This is a genomic window from Pseudoalteromonas sp. NCCP-2140 (genome assembly GCF_023708065.1).
In the GTDB taxonomy this organism is placed as follows: Bacteria; Pseudomonadota; Gammaproteobacteria; order Enterobacterales; family Alteromonadaceae; genus Pseudoalteromonas.
Map to the genome: position 1 here is coordinate 18,885 of NZ_BRCZ01000011.1, position 15,230 is coordinate 34,114.

16 protein-coding genes are annotated in these 15,230 nt (G+C 42.5%); 9 read left to right on the forward strand and 7 right to left on the reverse strand.

Features of this window, described 5'->3' with window-relative positions:
• Window positions 1-62: 62 nt before the first annotated feature.
• Window positions 63-632, reverse strand: coding sequence for an NADPH-dependent FMN reductase (locus tag NFU46_RS17125; RefSeq protein ID WP_054562889.1), 570 nt, complete (start codon window positions 630-632; stop codon window positions 63-65).
• Between the two features lie 130 nt (window positions 633-762).
• Here NFU46_RS17125 and NFU46_RS17130 point away from each other — a divergent pair, with 130 nt between their 5' ends.
• On the forward strand, window positions 763-1,656 hold the full coding sequence (locus tag NFU46_RS17130) for a LysR family transcriptional regulator (protein ID WP_054562888.1): 894 nt from the start codon (window positions 763-765) through the stop codon (window positions 1,654-1,656).
• Here NFU46_RS17130 and norR read toward each other — a convergent pair.
• Complete coding sequence (norR, locus tag NFU46_RS17135; RefSeq protein WP_251603545.1) at window positions 1,653-3,215, reverse strand: nitric oxide reductase transcriptional regulator NorR; 1,563 nt, start codon at window positions 3,213-3,215, stop codon at window positions 1,653-1,655. The genes NFU46_RS17130 and norR overlap by 4 nt on opposite strands.
• 156 nt (window positions 3,216-3,371) lie before the next feature.
• Between norR and NFU46_RS17140 the strand changes: the two genes are divergently transcribed.
• Both NFU46_RS17140 and hmpA read left to right on the forward strand, forming a co-directional pair.
• Window positions 3,372-4,604: an NnrS family protein gene (locus tag NFU46_RS17140; protein WP_175079394.1), complete on the forward strand. Its 1,233-nt coding sequence runs from the start codon at window positions 3,372-3,374 to the stop codon at window positions 4,602-4,604.
• A gap of 20 nt (window positions 4,605-4,624) precedes the next feature.
• Window positions 4,625-5,788: an NO-inducible flavohemoprotein gene (gene hmpA / locus NFU46_RS17145; protein ID WP_251603548.1), complete on the forward strand. Its 1,164-nt coding sequence runs from the start codon at window positions 4,625-4,627 to the stop codon at window positions 5,786-5,788.
• A gap of 32 nt (window positions 5,789-5,820) precedes the next feature.
• Here the strand turns inward: hmpA and NFU46_RS17150 are convergent, their stop codons facing one another.
• From NFU46_RS17150 to NFU46_RS17160, 3 genes are all read right to left on the reverse strand, one after another.
• Window positions 5,821-6,195: a hypothetical protein gene (locus NFU46_RS17150; protein ID WP_251603552.1), complete on the reverse strand. Its 375-nt coding sequence runs from the start codon at window positions 6,193-6,195 to the stop codon at window positions 5,821-5,823.
• A complete protein-coding gene (locus NFU46_RS17155; RefSeq protein WP_251603555.1) occupies window positions 6,188-7,804 on the reverse strand; it encodes a S41 family peptidase in 1,617 nt (538 codons plus the stop codon). Before NFU46_RS17155 ends, NFU46_RS17150 begins: the two co-directional genes overlap by 8 nt.
• A 100-nt stretch (window positions 7,805-7,904) precedes the next feature.
• Complete coding sequence (locus tag NFU46_RS17160) at window positions 7,905-8,564, reverse strand: endonuclease (protein WP_251603652.1); 660 nt, start codon at window positions 8,562-8,564, stop codon at window positions 7,905-7,907.
• Window positions 8,565-8,674: 110 nt separating this feature from the next.
• Here NFU46_RS17160 and NFU46_RS17165 point away from each other — a divergent pair, with 110 nt between their 5' ends.
• Window positions 8,675-9,028, forward strand: coding sequence for a VOC family protein (locus tag NFU46_RS17165; RefSeq protein WP_251603558.1), 354 nt, complete (start codon window positions 8,675-8,677; stop codon window positions 9,026-9,028).
• Here the strand turns inward: NFU46_RS17165 and NFU46_RS17170 are convergent.
• The gene (locus tag NFU46_RS17170) at window positions 9,003-9,728 is read right to left on the reverse strand and encodes a hypothetical protein (protein ID WP_251603561.1); all 726 of its coding nucleotides are present in this window, start codon (window positions 9,726-9,728) and stop codon (window positions 9,003-9,005) included. The genes NFU46_RS17165 and NFU46_RS17170 overlap by 26 nt on opposite strands.
• A 158-nt stretch (window positions 9,729-9,886) precedes the next feature.
• Here NFU46_RS17170 and NFU46_RS17175 point away from each other — a divergent pair, with 158 nt between their 5' ends.
• Window positions 9,887-10,267 carry a hypothetical protein gene (locus NFU46_RS17175; RefSeq protein ID WP_054554459.1) on the forward strand — a complete coding sequence of 127 codons (381 nt, stop codon included), beginning with the start codon at window positions 9,887-9,889 and terminating at the stop codon, window positions 10,265-10,267.
• Window positions 10,268-10,274: 7 nt separating this feature from the next.
• On the opposite strand, the gene NFU46_RS17180 is transcribed toward NFU46_RS17175, so the two are convergent.
• Window positions 10,275-10,712: a PaaI family thioesterase gene (locus NFU46_RS17180; protein WP_251603564.1), complete on the reverse strand. Its 438-nt coding sequence runs from the start codon at window positions 10,710-10,712 to the stop codon at window positions 10,275-10,277.
• A gap of 161 nt (window positions 10,713-10,873) precedes the next feature.
• Between NFU46_RS17180 and lexA the strand changes: the two genes are divergently transcribed.
• The 4 genes from lexA to NFU46_RS17200 all read left to right on the forward strand — a co-directional run bounded on the left by lexA (window position 10,874) and on the right by NFU46_RS17200 (window position 15,196).
• A complete protein-coding gene (gene lexA, locus NFU46_RS17185) occupies window positions 10,874-11,491 on the forward strand; it encodes a transcriptional repressor LexA (protein ID WP_054554457.1) in 618 nt (205 codons plus the stop codon).
• A gap of 437 nt (window positions 11,492-11,928) precedes the next feature.
• Window positions 11,929-13,071, forward strand: a complete 1,143-nt coding sequence (gene coxB, locus NFU46_RS17190) for a cytochrome c oxidase subunit II (RefSeq protein ID WP_251603568.1) — start codon at window positions 11,929-11,931, stop codon at window positions 13,069-13,071.
• Window positions 13,071-14,666, forward strand: a complete 1,596-nt coding sequence (gene ctaD / locus NFU46_RS17195; RefSeq protein WP_054554455.1) for a cytochrome c oxidase subunit I — start codon at window positions 13,071-13,073, stop codon at window positions 14,664-14,666. The genes coxB and ctaD overlap by 1 nt, the downstream gene beginning before the upstream one ends.
• Window positions 14,666-15,196 carry a cytochrome c oxidase assembly protein gene (locus NFU46_RS17200; RefSeq protein WP_054554454.1) on the forward strand — a complete coding sequence of 177 codons (531 nt, stop codon included), beginning with the start codon at window positions 14,666-14,668 and terminating at the stop codon, window positions 15,194-15,196. The genes ctaD and NFU46_RS17200 overlap by 1 nt, the downstream gene beginning before the upstream one ends.
• Window positions 15,197-15,230: the final 34 nt, after the last annotated feature.

Genomic DNA, 15,230 nt, shown 5'->3' on the forward strand with positions numbered 1-15,230 from the left:
CTTGCCTAAATACCAAACACACTGCTGCAAAATTAATCATAAAAGGTCAACACGCCCTTATATTACTTATTTAATTTGCTCGCTACGCTCACAAGTTGCTGGGCAAGGCTGGCAACTTGCTCGGCTGTATCAGCATCGCTGATGCGGCCTTGCTCATCTAATTTAGTGTGGATAGCAGGTACTGCAAGTTGATCTGCAAGTACTAAACTACCAATACCCGATAAAATATCACGCACGTGATTTAAACCACGTAAGCCACCTAAACCACCCGGTGAAGATGCATAAAGTGCAGTCACTTTATTACGAAATGCAGGTACTGCGCCTTGCTCTGTACGAGAAGCCCAATCGATTGCATTTTTAAGTGGCGCTGTAATTGAGCCATTATATTCTGGGCTTGCTAATAAAATGCCATCAGCAGCGCGAAGCTTATCTTTTAATAATTGTGCGCCAGCAGGTGTACCTTGCGCTTCAATATCTTCATCAAATAAAGGTAAGTCTAAATCACTTAATTTAATCACTTCTACTTCAGCACCACTTTCGAGGGCGAAGCGTGCAGCTTCATTAATCAGTTTTTGATTAAAGCTGTCTTTACGTAGGCTGCCTGCTAGGGCAATAATTTTTGGTGCTGTCATGATGGCTTCCTTTTTTAAGCTTCACTGTTGTTCTGTTCACTGTTGATATACTCACTGTAGCAAAAAACAGCTTGCAGAAAAGCCAAATAAACGCAAAACTTATGTGCGTATATGCACACAAGGAGCCGTTATGGCGATTCAATTTGATGATTGGCAAGATGTAAAAGTCGCATATGAGGTGGCAAGACTCGGCACGTTAACCGCTGCTGCTGAATCGTTAGGTGTTCACCACAGCACAGTGCTTAGAAGAATCAATAATTTAGAAGATAACCTTGATGCGCGGTTATTCCACCGCCATGCCCGTGGCTATACTGTGACAGAAATAGGCGCTAAGTTGTTTGCGACTGCAAAATCGATTAACGCTGAACTTGAAAAACTTCACAACGATATTATTGCCGCTGATAGCCAACTGCGAGGCAGTTTATTATTAACTACGGTTAGTGGTTTTATTGATGTGCTTAGTGATGTCTGTGAGCAGTTTCAAAGTCTGCACCCGCAAGTGCAACTCGAAGTTATTCTTGATCAAAACCGTTTACGCCTTGATCACGGTCAGGCGCACATTGCTGTGCGAGCGGGTCCTCGGCCTGATGAAGGCGACTATATTGCCCAGCATTTAGCTGAACTTTCGTCAGGGTTTTATGCCTCTAAAAGTTATATTGAAAAGTATGGTATGCCAAAGAATATTGAGCAGTTGCAACAGCATAGTTTTGTTTCTGGGGTGGCTGGGTATAACGGTAAAGTGCCTTATTTTGCATGGGTTGATCAACATATTGAACCTTCGCAAATTAAGTTACGGGTGTCTGAAACATCAGAAGCTACAAGGGCGATTGTGAGAGGCTTAGGAATTGGTGGTTTACAGCATGAAGTGGCAAGCCAATACCCTGATCTGCTGCCAGTGCTTCCTAAAGAGCTAAACTGGCCAACGGATCTTTGGCTGGTAACGCATCACTTGGTGCATCGCACAGCCAAAGTCCAAGCATTTAGTCAGCTTTTAAAAGCCTATTTTAAAGATTTAAAAGCTTAAACAGACTTTTTAACGCTAATGCCTAGCCGTTTGGCTAGGCGCACAAGGTTGGCTCTATCAACACTTAAGCTGCGTGCTGTGGCTGCCCAGTTTAGGTTGTGTAGTTCAAGTTGTTGCATAATCAATTGATAACTAAAAGCGTCGGTTGCCTCTTTCAGCGATAAGCGACTGGCTTTTTGTTCGTTAACTGCAACAGGGCTTGGTGCAGCAACGGCCGTTTTAGCAATATCACAATGCTCAGGTTCGATTGTGACAATGCTTTGTTGCCATTGCTGCTGCTTGGCTTTGAGTGCTGCGCGGCTGATCACATGTTCAAGCTCTCTCACATTGCCTGGCCAATCATATTGACGCAGTAGTAACTGTGTATCACTACTAAGCTTAAGTTGCTTAATTGCCAATTTTTTAGATGTTTGCTCAATAAAAAAGCCTGCCAATAAAATAACATCGTTATCGCGCTCTTTTAGTGGTGCAACATACAATGGGTAAACGCTTAATCGGTGATAAAGGTCTGCACGAAAGCACCCCGCTGCGACTTCTTGTTTTAAATCGCGGTTGGTTGCTGCAATCACTCTGACATCAACATAACGGCTTTGATCTTCCCCCACCGTTTGTACTTCACCACTTTGTAAAACGCGCAATAACTTACTTTGCATGGCAAGCGCAAGTTCGCCGATTTCATCTAAAAATAGTGTGCCGCCATCGGCGAGTTGAAACTTACCCTGACGCGCAGTATGTGCGCCAGTAAATGCGCCTTTACTGTGACCAAAAAATTCACTTTCGGCTAAGTTCTCTGGTAACGATGCGCAGTTTAAGTGGATCAACGGCATGTCACGGCGTTTTGAGTTTAAATGGATATTGCGCGCAACGAGTTCTTTACCGACGCCTGTATCACCTTGTATTAATACACTAAATTCTGAGGCAGCTACGAGCTGGATATCATTTTTAAGGGTCTGCATTGCTTGGCTATTACCAATAATTTCGACACCTTCTCGTGTTAGCGCTTCAAGATTAAGCTGCTGCGCAACTTGATGGCTGTGCTGTGCATGTTGCCTAAAATGCTGCAAGGTTAAGGCATGCTCAACATAGCCTGCAGCTAGCAGTTTTAGTTGATTGAGCTCGTTCATTGCTAAAGCGTCAAAGGCATGTTCATCTAAACTATCAAAGGTCAAAACACCCAATAGTTCGTTGTTATCTTTGCTGCTCAGCAGCGGCACGCCCATGCAGGCATGAACAGGAAAGTCTCCATGCTGGCTTTGTAATAAACCATCGTAGGGGTCGGGTAGGCCACAATCTTTGGCAAATTTTAGCGGTTCACTGCCACGGCATATTTCAAATAAGCGCGGATGCTCTGCTATTTTAAAGCGTCTTCCTAACGTATCGTCCGACAACCCATGAAGGGCTACGGGCTTTAACACATCGCCTTGTTTCAATAATAAGGCAACTGCATCACATTCAAGCCAATTATTAATGCAACTCAACAGAAAACTGAAATTATGATCAACACTGCTTGCTTTGGTAAGTGCAAGTGCAACATCAAGAAGGGATTTTTTGAGCATCATGTCAATTTGACCTGAATGTGTTTTATTGATGTTTTTAATGGTGTGTCATTTTGACTTTTTTATCAAGTGTCCAAATTTAATGTATTGATATTTAATGGTTTTTATTTTTGGCTTGAACTGTGCAATAGCTGGGGAAATTAAACGCTGAGAGCACGAATGAAAGTCATTAATTTAACTGAACCTATGCCAACTAAGATCAAATTTTATCAACTCAGCCAGTGGCCGTTATGGGCATTAGCATTTCGACCTTTTTTCTTGGCGGCAGGTGCCTTAGCTGTATTTGCTATGAGTTACTGGTTTTTAATCTTGGCGGGCTATGCACAGTGGCACCTAACAATGCCCGCAACGCTTTGGCATGCTCACGAAATGCTGTTTGGCTTTGCAGGTGTGGTTGCCATGGGCTTTTTGCTAACCGCCGCACAAACATGGACAGGTGTGGCAAGTGTAAGTGGTATTAAGCTTTGTTTGCTTAGCATGATTTGGCTTGCTGCAAGGCTTAGTTTTTTTATTGAGATTGCAGGGTTCGAGCAGCTAAACCTTTATATTGTTAGTGCGCTACAACTCGTTTGGTGGCTAGCTGGAATTATTATTCTAGCTGACATGCTGATACAGGCAAAAAGCAGCCATAACTACTTATTTGTTGTCATCGCATCTTTGCTCTGTGCGCTCAATGTGATTTTTTTGAGCTTAGTTGTACTTAATAAAATGTCGCTGGCACTGGGGGTTGTTGATACCGCTGTACTTATCATGACACTGCTAGTTGGTGTTGTGGCTGGGCGAGTTGTGCCATTTTTTACCGCGCGCGGCCTTAACCTAAGTGAACAAGTTAGAACCCCCAAGCTCGATAAATTAGTCGTATTTAGCTCATTTTTCGCCATTGCGTGGTTTTTTATGAGTCAGCTATTTTTTAGCGCAATGAGCACCGGTTGGGTTTTTGCTTGGCTTGCTTGTTTACATTCAGCCCGGTGTGTTTTGTGGTGGCATAAAGGCATTCTAAAAGTGCCTTTGCTATGGTCATTACATGTGGCTTATTGGGCTTTATCGGTTGGTTTAATACTCGTCGCGCTGAGCTATTTCAGCCCTATTATCTTATTCAAAGATGCGCTTCATCTGATCACTGTTGGCACCATAGGTGTGATGATCATCGCCATGATGGTACGTGTCTCTCATGGTCACACTGGGCGCGTATTACAAGCCCCTGCGTACATTAGTTTGGCATTTGTACTCATTGTGATAGCTGCCATTGTACGTTCGTTACTTCCCGTTTATTTAGGTCATCACCTTGCATGGCAGTTAAGTGCGTTGCTGTGGGTTGCTGGCTTTAGCTTATTTTTATTTCATTGTGCGCCCATCTTAGTGAATCGTCGTGTTGATGGTCGCCGCGGTTAATCTCTCCAATAGGAAAAACTATGTTATCTGAAAAAACGATCCAGATTGTTAAAAGTACTTTGCCGTTGCTTGCACAAGCAGGCCCTCAAGTGACTGAGTATTTTTATGATCGTATGTTTAGCTACAACCCTGAGCTTAAAAATATTTTTAATATGACACATCAGCAATCGGGCTCTCAGCAATTTGCGCTGTTTAATGCCTTAGCTGCCTACGCGGCAAATATTGATAACTTGGCAGTGTTAAAAGGTGCGCTTGCGCGCATTAATCATAAACACACCAGTTACCATATTTTGCCAGAGCATTATCCTATTGTTGGTGGACATTTGATTGCGACTTTAAAAGAGTTATTGCCAGAACAATTTACCCCTGAGGTTGAGTATGCATGGCGTGAAGCCTATTCATTATTAGCGGATGTATGTATCAACGAGGAGATGTCGCTATATCAAAAAACCAAAAAGGCACCGGGAGGTTGGTTTGGTACTCGTACTTTCACTATTACAGAAAAACGTATGGAGTCATCGCAAATTTGTAGTTTCACCTTAACGCCTGCCGATACAAAGCCTGTTGTGGCGTATTTACCGGGCCAATATTTAGGGATTAAAGTAACGCCTGCAAACAGTGATTTAACGCAAGTGAGGCAATACTCTTTATCGCAGCAAAGTAATGGTCGTAATTACCGAATTAGCGTGAAAAAAGAAGGCTTAGTATCTAACTACCTACATAGCTTAACTGAGGGGGATGAGTTAGAAATTTACCCACCCGCAGGCGACTTTGTGCTTCGCGAAATTGACTCGCCTGTTGTATTGATTTCAGCGGGAGTTGGTCAAACCCCGATGATGGCGATGCTCGAAACAATATTAAGTAATCAACCTAATCAGCCAATTCATTACCTGCATGCTTGCGACAGTGAGACGCAGTTTGCCTTTAAAGAGTACTTATTTAAGCAACAGCAAGTGCACGCTTCATTACATTGTGTTACCTGGTTTAAAGATGGCAAGGGGGGCGATTTTGCGGGCTTAATGGATGTAAACCACATCGCTGAAAGCTTACCAATAAGCAAAGGTGACTTTTACCTGTGTGGCCCAATCGCATTTATGGCAATGATAAAAGAGCAGCTGCTAAGTATTGGGGTTGCAAGTGAACGCATTCATTATGAGGTGTTTGGCCCTCACCAAAGCCTATGATGTAAAAGGCGCAGCCTAAGCTGCGCCTTTTGTTAGTTAACTTCGCACTCTACATTGGGAAGTGGAATACGGAGTTCTTTTTTGGGGTAGTAAAGCAGGCATTGCTCACCTGCTTTTTGCAACACAAACCTCTCAGAAGGAATTGAATGGGCACCCATAATTGGCAGGCCATCAGGCCCTTTGTTGGTGCCGTGGTCAATCAGTAACTCTGCGCTTTTAGTAAACACATCATCGGCTAAGGTGACCAGTGCACCGCCCTTAGCAGACTGAATAGCCTGCTGTATATCAGTAATCACTCCCGGGTTTACCCGAACAAGCGTAGCATCTTGCGGTTGCTCCGCTTGAGTACTTTTACAGCCTGCTATGCTTGCTAGTAAGGTGCAGGTTAATAACAGTGCTTTATTCATTATCACCCTCCTTAGCTGGTAGCGGACGGGTTAAATCCATGTTGTCTTTGTAAAGCGGTTGCTTAATCTTAAGTGGTAGCCCAGCCTTTTGAGTTGCTTGTAAGGTAGAGCTAGATTGCTTAGCGCTTGATGACTCAACTACAATTGGGCAAGTATTATTATCAATGTGATAAAGCGCGGTTGCTAATAAGTTTTCCTGGCTATCACCTAGTTTATTGTCAAAGTCATCTGCAACTTCACATCCTCTTACATCTGCATCAAACTGAGGTGAGGGAGTTGGCTTTAAACCGTCTGAGTATTCACCAAAACCTTTGTCATTTGCGCCCGAAAATTGAATTGTATAGTAAGTGGTCGCACAGTTATGCGTTGGGGTAAACCCATAAGGTTTGCCGCAGGTAGTGCCACCAATTAGGATCACCTCAGCATCAATACCTTTTAAACCATTAATGAACGCCTCTGAAGCGGAGCAGGTGTTATCTGTACTTAACACATACACTTTTGAGAGGTTTAGGTCGGGTAAAGTATTGCCCGTTGATCTGAAGGTAGAATAATCGATTTCAAAATCAAAGAATGGGTATGGATCACTCTCGGGCTGTTTGTCATTTTCAATGACTTGATAGTAAAAATAGTCACTCGTATTAGCTGGGCCTGCAACCATATAGGCAAGTTGCGATGAAAGCGCTAATAAGCCACCACCGTTATATCTAAAGTCGATAACCAATTCATCAATATTATCGGCTTTGAACTTGTTCACCACGCTTATCAGCTCAGGCTGAGCGATACTGATAAAGCTATTAAATTGCATATACCCCACTTTTGTACCGTTGCCAGTTGTTAGGGTATCAACATTCTGCACGGGTGTTTGGGTAATATTTCCTGCAACTAAAGTAAACGACTTTTCGGTGCCATCATTACTGCGTACAACAAAGTTGTGAGAGTCGCCAGCCGTCGGCCCAAATAGCGCTTCATTTAAAATATCTACGCCTTCTTGAGTATTAGTGTCAATGCTGACGTCGTCGACCATTAAAATAGTATCACCACGTTGTAATCCTGCATTTGCAGCCGGTGAGTCATCCTCTAAATAGGCAACACGCAACTCTCGTGGTGGAACATTACTAATAAATGCCCAATTAATTCCATAGCCAGAAACGACCCCAGATTGAGCCTCTTGATAATATTCTTCAGTGGGTCTGCTAAAATGAAAGTTGTCTTTAGAGGCACCAGAATCAGTTGTTTCGAAGGTCTTTAACTGATCAAAATAAGCGGCGACAGAGCTGAAGTTATCAGGGTTGTTGTCTTCAATTTCATCGTACCAAAGGTAGGTTTCGTCACTCCATGAACGTAGCCACATTTTTTCAGTAAATTCAGACCCTGCTGTATCTGGGTAAGGTTGATTATTGTTATATGGATCATTGCCAGTACGTGGTACAGCGCATTGATCTTTAAATTCGCTCGATGGCTCAAAAACACCAGCCGTCCAGGTGGGTTCTGAAGTTGTTGGCGGGTAAGTTGTATCGGTATTGCTCGACGAGCCACCGCCGCAGCCAGATAGAGACGCGCCTGAGGCCGCTAAAAAAATGGCTAAGGCAAGTTTATTATTGCTAAACATGAGTGCTTCCTTTGCGATAGTAATTGACTAAAAACTAGCAATTACCTGCAATGAAAGCAATAAATTATAGCGTCTGAAATGTAAACGAATGTGCTGCTAGTTATAAAGACTTACGATTGCTAATTTCAGCTATTTCAAGCTTTTGCCATGACTCAAACAGCTTGCGTTGTTTATCAGATATTTTTAAACCATAGGTTTTTTGCATATAAAAATAGGTATCGGCTATTTGCTTTCTTGCATAAATGGGCGGCTCAAATACGCGTTGTTTAAAGTCGATTTTTACAGGGCATGCTCCGTAACTTGCACTTGATGTTGACACCATGCCGTAGCGAAAGTTTGAACGGTCAGCATTGATCTCGCCTATAGCTGGTGCAAGGTTATTAATGTCGGCTTCCATTTGACGAAACTTTTCACTGACCTTTTTACAGTTTTTGCGACCGCCATCCTGCCAGCATTGTAATTGATGGCCAAACTCCCAGGCAGGCACAATGTGCTCCCACTCTATTCTTTTTGCGCGAGCATTCTCTTTTCCTGAGCGGGTGACAGAGTTTCTAGGAATATAACCACACGCATCAGGGTCTGGCACAAGTTTTTTACCTTGGCGCTTTATGTCGCAGCCACAATATAAGCTTTTAGTGTTGTTTGGTAGATTCTTAATTAAATGCTTTTTGGCACTGTAAAAGCTCGAAAATTCTTTAGCAGATATAGGAAAAGTGAAAATAAAACAAAGGGCTAAGTATAAAAATAAACGCATATCCATCACATCAGTGAACAACAGGAGCCGCCATTTTAGAGCTACTATTCTAAAAAGGAAAAGTTTTTCAACTCAGCTATAGTTGTTAGGCCGTTTTTATTAAAGGAATTACAACCATGTTATTAGGTGCTTTTTCTGTAAGTCTAAATGTAAAAGATATTCGTGCTTCAAAGCAGTTTTATGAAAAGCTAGGTTTCAAAGAGTTTGCTGGGGAGATAGAACAGTATTGGCTAATTATGAAAAACGGTGAACATTTGATTGGTTTGTTTCAAGGTATGTTTGATAAAACCATGCTGACCTTTAATCCTGGGTGGGATCAAAATGCTGAAGCTTTGGATGAATTTGCAACCTTTGAGCAATTAGCTGCACAATTTCAGCAACAAGGATTAGAAATACAAAAGGCCGGTGACGCGAGTTTTATTATCACCGACCCAGATGGCAATCCTATTTTGATTGACCAACACGTGTAGTTGGCTTTTTACGTTTAATTCGAACGTTTTGTAGTAACAAGAGAACTCCCGTAATACAAAATAGTACGCTGGTGGCTGAGAAGCTGATGAGTAGTGGATTGTTAAAGTTCTCACGCTCATCATAATCCATAATGTGTAGCATCCAGAAAAAGTCGAAAATGCGCCACAGGGTGCTGCGCACAGTTATAACTTTACCGGTTTGGCTATCTAAATATAAGGTTGTTGTTAACCAATCATCGAAGCTAACTTGCCAAACATTGGCTTTGTGACCGACTTCTCTAGGTCCTTTTGTTAATAACTGCGCTTGCGTTATTTTTGCGTCAATAAGCAGGTGAGCTTGCGCATTTTCAATGATTTGCGCTTTACTCGGTGCAGGCATTTTAGCACCTGTTCTGCTATCAAAAGTAAACGTACCGCTAGAGGATGTAACTTCTATAATCGGGGTATTTAAAAAATGGCTATATTTAATACCCTCGATTTGCTCGAATTGCGCTGTTATTTTATCAATTGAAGCAGGGTAGTCCGACAATAAAAATGGGCTACTTAAACTGCGATTAGCCAGATGCTTACCATGCACTTTTTCAAGTGGTAATGAGCTCATTACCAGCCCACCTAAGAGCCAAAAAAAGATCTGCAAAGCAAGTAAGTAGCCAAGCCATTTATGCCCTTTACGAGCATACTTAAACAGGCGTTTATTCATTATTACCCCGTTATTATTGTTATGTGGGCGCTATTTTAGGTTGTTTAGCTAGATTGCCAATGCGGCATAATGTCGCATTAACTGTATTCTAGATTTGGTATATATACAAAACTGAGTTAAAGTTTCAGTCGATATAAATAGAGGGTAAAAACGAGAGTATGTCGGAAATTCAATTTTTAAATGTAGATCTGGAGCTTGAGTCAAAGCACGATATTAGTGCGCTTGTTGCTGATTTGAAGAAAAACGCCATGGTTTTACATTATGACCAAGATGAATACCGCCAACTAGCACGTATTGAAGCAACCGCAGATATCAGCTCTCCAGATAAAGCCATTAACCAGCTTTGCGAGCTTATTGAGTCTTGCTCGCGCAATGCATTAAAACAGTGGTTATCGTGCTCAAAGCGTACATTTGATATAGGCTTTGAATCAGGTAATTCGCCTAAATGCTTTAACCAACCCCTGCATGCCGATACCTTGTTACGTATCTCTGCAATTGGCGCAGGGATTGAAATTACTATTTATCCTGTCGAAAAATAGCCAGAATTTATCGCTCTACAACAGCTGCGGTCATTCTTGATACGCAGCAAAGCTCTCCTGCGGCATTGGTAATTTTAATATCCCAAACAGAAGTTCGCTTACCTAAATGCAGCGGTCTCGCAGTTGCTGTTAACGTTCCTTTGCGTGACGCTTTCATGTGGTTGGCATTAATTTCTTGGCCAACAGCATAAAACTTTTTGAAATCAACCACGAAATTGGCTGCATAGCTTGCCACTGTCTCTGCTAATACAACGTTTGCTCCGCCATGGACCATGCCCATAGGGTTATGATGCTCAGGAATAGCAGGCATGGTTGCCATTAAATAATCATCGCCAATTTCAGTTACCTCAATGCCCATAGTTTTCATTAAAGTGCCTTGACCGGTAATCCCTTGTTCTAGCTCTTTGCAAAGCTCTAACGTGATTGGTTGGTGCCAAATACTCATTGTGTTTCCTTAGCCTGCTAATTAAAGATAATACCTTATGGCATCTTTCGGTGTGGTTCAATGTTAGTTTTGTAGCAATATGATGGGGTTAATTTAAATTTGCGATTTTCAAATAACTGTATATACTCACAGTTAAATGTACTGTATGGAAAACCAGTTGTATGCGCCCATTAACTAAACGCCAATCGCAAATTTTAGAACTAATTAAAGTCTTTATTAAAGATACAGGCATGCCACCTACGCGTGCTGAAATAGCTCAAACATTGGGTTTTAAAAGTGCCAACGCTGCTGAAGAACACCTAAAAGCACTGGCAAAAAAAGGCATGATCAAAATGAAGCCTGGGGCGAGTCGCGGTATTCAGTTAATTGAAGAAGATGAGCCAGAGCAACTAGGCTTACCTTTAATTGGCCGTGTTGCAGCTGGTGAACCTATTTTGGCGCAAGAGCATGTTGAAAGTCACTGCCAAGTTGATCCTTCATTATTTAAACCTGCTGCCGATTTCTTACTGCGTGTAAATGGTATGAGTATGAAAGACATTGGTATTATGGATGGCGATTTGCTTGCAGTACACAGAACACAAGTTGCTGAAAACGGGCAAGTAGTTGTAGCTCGAGTCGATGAAGATGTAACAGTTAAGCGTCTAGAAAAGGCGGGTCGCAAAGTACTTTTACACGCTGAGAACGAAGAGTTTTCGCCTATTGAGGTTGACCTTGAGCATGAGTCGTTCAACATCGAGGGGTTAGCGGTAGGTGTTATTCGTAACGCTGACTGGATGTAAACGCTCCCAATTTGGTGCATTAAATTGACTCAATTTGGTGCGCCGCTGAAATTTTACTACTTAATTAGGATTTGTGAATCCTTACTCTTCATTTAAAGCCTTATATGGCGCAGTTTTCCTCTCTTTTTATATTTCGTTCTTACTCCTAAACATTAAATAACGCGCTGATTATAGTTGTTATTTATGCACCAAAATAAACATTTATTATCATTAAAACTTGCTTATTGGTTATTTTTTAACTAATTGGTTAATACACTGTATTAACACCTAATTAATAAAAAGACACAAAAATGTGCGAGGTGTTAGTCATGGGGTCGGTATCATAAGTGGGTCAAAATGATACGTAGTCGCTCTGAACAATAAGAAAAACGAATGGGCACCTTGTTGTATCGCCTTTTCGCTTTGCGTCTTGCAATAGCATCTAAAGGAGCCGTCACATGGGTAAACTGCGTTACGCCTTGTGGCTTATATTGTTTGCACTTCCTGAGCTTGCATTGGCAAATAGCCAATACAATATGCGTAAAGGGGTGACCGATATAAGTAATAATGTTTATGAGTTACACATGACGATATTTATTATCTGCTGTGTAATCGGCATCATCGTATTTGCGGTGATGTTTTGGGCTTTAATACACCACCGTAAATCCAAAGGGGCCAAGCCTGCCCAATTTCATGAAAGTACAAAAGTTGAAATACTTTGGACTGCCATTCCATTTGTCATCTTAATCGCCATGGCTGTGCCTGCCACAAAAACCTTAATTGCCATGGAAGATGCCTCTAAAGCCGATATCACCATTAAAGTGACTGGCTCACAATGGAAGTGGCATTACGAGTACATGGGTGAAGACATTGCTTATTACTCGATTCTATCTACTCCTAAAGATCAAATAGACAACCAAGCAGAGAAAACTGAGCATTATTTGCTTGAAGTAGATAAACCGCTAGTACTTCCTATCAATAAAAAAGTTCGCTTTTTAATGACCTCAGACGATGTAATTCATTCATGGTGGGTGCCTGATTTTGCGGTTAAAAAGGATGCAAATCCTGGGTTTATCAATGAAGCGTGGACACGTATTAACGAGCCAGGAGTATACCGTGGTCAATGTGCTGAGTTATGCGGTAAAGATCATGGCTTTATGCCTGTTGTGGTGAAAGCCTTACCTGAAGATGAATTTGCTAATTGGCTTGCAGATGCCAAGCAAGAAAAAGCCAATGCGGCTGCAGCAGATGCTGCTTTGCTTGATCAAACATTACCGAAAGAAGAGCTTATGGTCTTAGGTGAGCAAGTGTATATGGCAAACTGTGCTGCATGTCACCAACCTACCGGTATGGGCTTACCAGGCGTTTTTCCAGCACTTAAAGGCAGCCCGATTGTATTAGGTGATGTAAAAGATCACATAGATATCGTGTTACACGGTAAGCCTGGCACAGCAATGCAAGCGTTTGATAAACAGCTTTCAATTAAGCAACTTGCTGCGGTTATTACTTATAAGCGAAACGCGTGGGGTAATGATACCGGCGATGTTATCCAACCGAGTCAAATTCAAGCCGCGATTGATGCAGCAGCGGAGGCGAACTAATGAGTAATGTTATTAACGAGCAAGCAACAGGGCATGCGCATCACGACCATCATCATCCAGCTAAAGGTTTTAAGCGTTGGCTTTACACCACCAATCATAAAGACATTGGTAGTTTATACCTGATTTTTTCACTCACCATGTTTTTAATTGGTGGAGCGATGGCAATGGTGATCCGCGCTGAACTGTTTCAGCCTGGATTACAGTTAGTTGATCCGCACTTTTTTAACCAAATGACTACCGTACATGGTTTGATCATGGTGTTTGGTGCCGTTATGCCCGCATTTACTGGGCTTGCAAACTGGATGGTACCTATGATGATAGGCGCACCTGATATGGCCTTACCACGTATGAATAACTGGAGCTTTTGGATATTGCCGTTCGCATTTTTAATTCTATTGGCTTCGTTACTTATGCCTGGTGGTGGTCCTGCGTTTGGTTGGACTTTCTACGCACCACTATCAACAACTTACAGCAACGATAACACTGCACTTTTTGTGTTTGCCGTACATATCATGGGTATCAGCTCAATTATGGGGGCGATTAACGTTATCGTGACTATCGTCAACCTAAGAGCGCCAGGTATGACGTGGATGAAGCTGCCGCTATTTGTATGGACATGGTTAATCACTGCATTTTTGTTAATTGCTGTTATGCCTGTTCTAGCAGGGGCGGTCACTATGGTGTTGACCGATAAATACTTTGCAACCAGCTTTTTCGATGCAGCGGGAGGGGGCGACCCTGTGATGTTCCAGCATATTTTCTGGTTCTTCGGTCACCCCGAAGTGTACATCATGATTTTGCCGGCCTTTGGCATTATATCGACTATCGTACCGACCTTCTCGCGCAAAAAGCTATTTGGCTATGCGTCTATGGTGTATGCAACTTCATCGATTGCGCTGCTAAGTTTTATCGTTTGGGCACATCATATGTTTACCACAGGGATGCCTGTGGCAGGCGAGTTGTTTTTCATGTACGCCACCATGCTTATCTCGGTACCAACGGGCGTTAAAGTGTTTAACTGGGTGGCCACCATGTGGCGAGGTTCGATTAGCTTCGAAATTCCGATGATGTTTGCCATCGCCTTTATAGTGTTATTCACCTTAGGTGGTTTCTCTGGCTTGATGCTTGCGATTACACCAGCAGATTTTCAGTATCACGATACCTATTTTGTGGTGGCTCACTTCCATTATGTGCTTGTGACGGGGGCTGTGTTCTCAATTATGGCGGGAGCCTATTATTGGCTACCGAAATGGACTGGCAACATGTACAACGAAACGCTGGCGAAATGGCATTTTTGGTTATCGCTAATCAGTGTCAACGTGTTGTTCTTCCCTATGCACTTTGTTGGCCTTGCTGGTATGCCGCGTCGTATTCCTGACTATGCTCTGCAATTCGCTGACTTTAACGCCATTATCAGTATTGGTGGTTTTGCATTTGGCTTATCGCAACTGTTGTTTGTATTGGTGGTATTTAAATGCGCTCGAGGTGGCGAAAAGGCACCTGCCAAAGTATGGGATGGAGCTGAAGGTTTAGAGTGGGAAGTCGATTCTCCAGCGCCTTATCACACCTTTGAAACACCGCCGGAGATTAAGTAATGAACCATGCACCTTTGCTAAAAAAACTGCTGATTACATGCTTGCTCATGTTCGCATTTGCTTTTGCAATGGTGCCGCTTTACGACGTGTTTTGCGACGTTACAGGGTTGAATGGTAAGCCATCATTAGAAAAAGCGAGCGCGAGTGAATCAATAAATACACAGCGCCAAGTTGATGTCAGCTTTACCACTCACGCCCAAAGCGGCGCGCCATTTAAGGTGCAGTCTGAGCAATACAGCGTAGCGGTACAACCTGGTGCCATGCGTGAAGTTAAATTCTCAGCAAAGAACACCAGTAATGAAGACAAAGTCATGCAAGCAATTCCATCAGTATCACCGGGAAAAGCGGCAAAGTACTTACACAAAATAGCCTGTTTTTGCTTTGATCAGCAGCCAATGAAAGCCGGTGAAGAAATGGAATTTACCTTGTTGTTTTATGTTGATACTGAGTTACCCGACGATGTTGAGGAACTGACGTTGTCGTATACCGTGTTTGATATTAGCGGGCATGTTGTGGCTAAAAACGATTAAAAGCCGCCAAGCTAATTGCTAATTGGGAGCAAAC

Excerpts from the sequence above, each read along its gene's own strand:
- coxB (WP_251603568.1), top strand. The coding sequence starts at position 11,929 with ATGGGTAAACTGCGTTACGCCTTGTGGCTTATATTGTTTGCACTTCCT.
- NFU46_RS17125 (WP_054562889.1), bottom strand. The coding sequence starts at position 632 with ATGACAGCACCAAAAATTATTGCCCTAGCAGGCAGCCTACGTAAAGAC.
- NFU46_RS17170 (WP_251603561.1), bottom strand. The coding sequence starts at position 9,728 with ATGAATAAACGCCTGTTTAAGTATGCTCGTAAAGGGCATAAATGGCTT.
- NFU46_RS17175 (WP_054554459.1), top strand. The coding sequence starts at position 9,887 with ATGTCGGAAATTCAATTTTTAAATGTAGATCTGGAGCTTGAGTCAAAG.
- NFU46_RS17180 (WP_251603564.1), bottom strand. The coding sequence starts at position 10,712 with ATGAGTATTTGGCACCAACCAATCACGTTAGAGCTTTGCAAAGAGCTA.
- NFU46_RS17165 (WP_251603558.1), top strand. The coding sequence starts at position 8,675 with ATGTTATTAGGTGCTTTTTCTGTAAGTCTAAATGTAAAAGATATTCGT.
- ctaD (WP_054554455.1), top strand. The coding sequence starts at position 13,071 with ATGAGTAATGTTATTAACGAGCAAGCAACAGGGCATGCGCATCACGAC.
- NFU46_RS17140 (WP_175079394.1), top strand. The coding sequence starts at position 3,372 with ATGAAAGTCATTAATTTAACTGAACCTATGCCAACTAAGATCAAATTT.
- hmpA (WP_251603548.1), top strand. The coding sequence starts at position 4,625 with ATGTTATCTGAAAAAACGATCCAGATTGTTAAAAGTACTTTGCCGTTG.
- NFU46_RS17150 (WP_251603552.1), bottom strand. The coding sequence starts at position 6,195 with ATGAATAAAGCACTGTTATTAACCTGCACCTTACTAGCAAGCATAGCA.
- NFU46_RS17160 (WP_251603652.1), bottom strand. The coding sequence starts at position 8,564 with ATGGATATGCGTTTATTTTTATACTTAGCCCTTTGTTTTATTTTCACT.
- lexA (WP_054554457.1), top strand. The coding sequence starts at position 10,874 with ATGCGCCCATTAACTAAACGCCAATCGCAAATTTTAGAACTAATTAAA.
- norR (WP_251603545.1), bottom strand. The coding sequence starts at position 3,215 with ATGATGCTCAAAAAATCCCTTCTTGATGTTGCACTTGCACTTACCAAA.
- NFU46_RS17155 (WP_251603555.1), bottom strand. The coding sequence starts at position 7,804 with ATGTTTAGCAATAATAAACTTGCCTTAGCCATTTTTTTAGCGGCCTCA.
- NFU46_RS17130 (WP_054562888.1), top strand. The coding sequence starts at position 763 with ATGGCGATTCAATTTGATGATTGGCAAGATGTAAAAGTCGCATATGAG.
- NFU46_RS17200 (WP_054554454.1), top strand. The coding sequence starts at position 14,666 with ATGAACCATGCACCTTTGCTAAAAAAACTGCTGATTACATGCTTGCTC.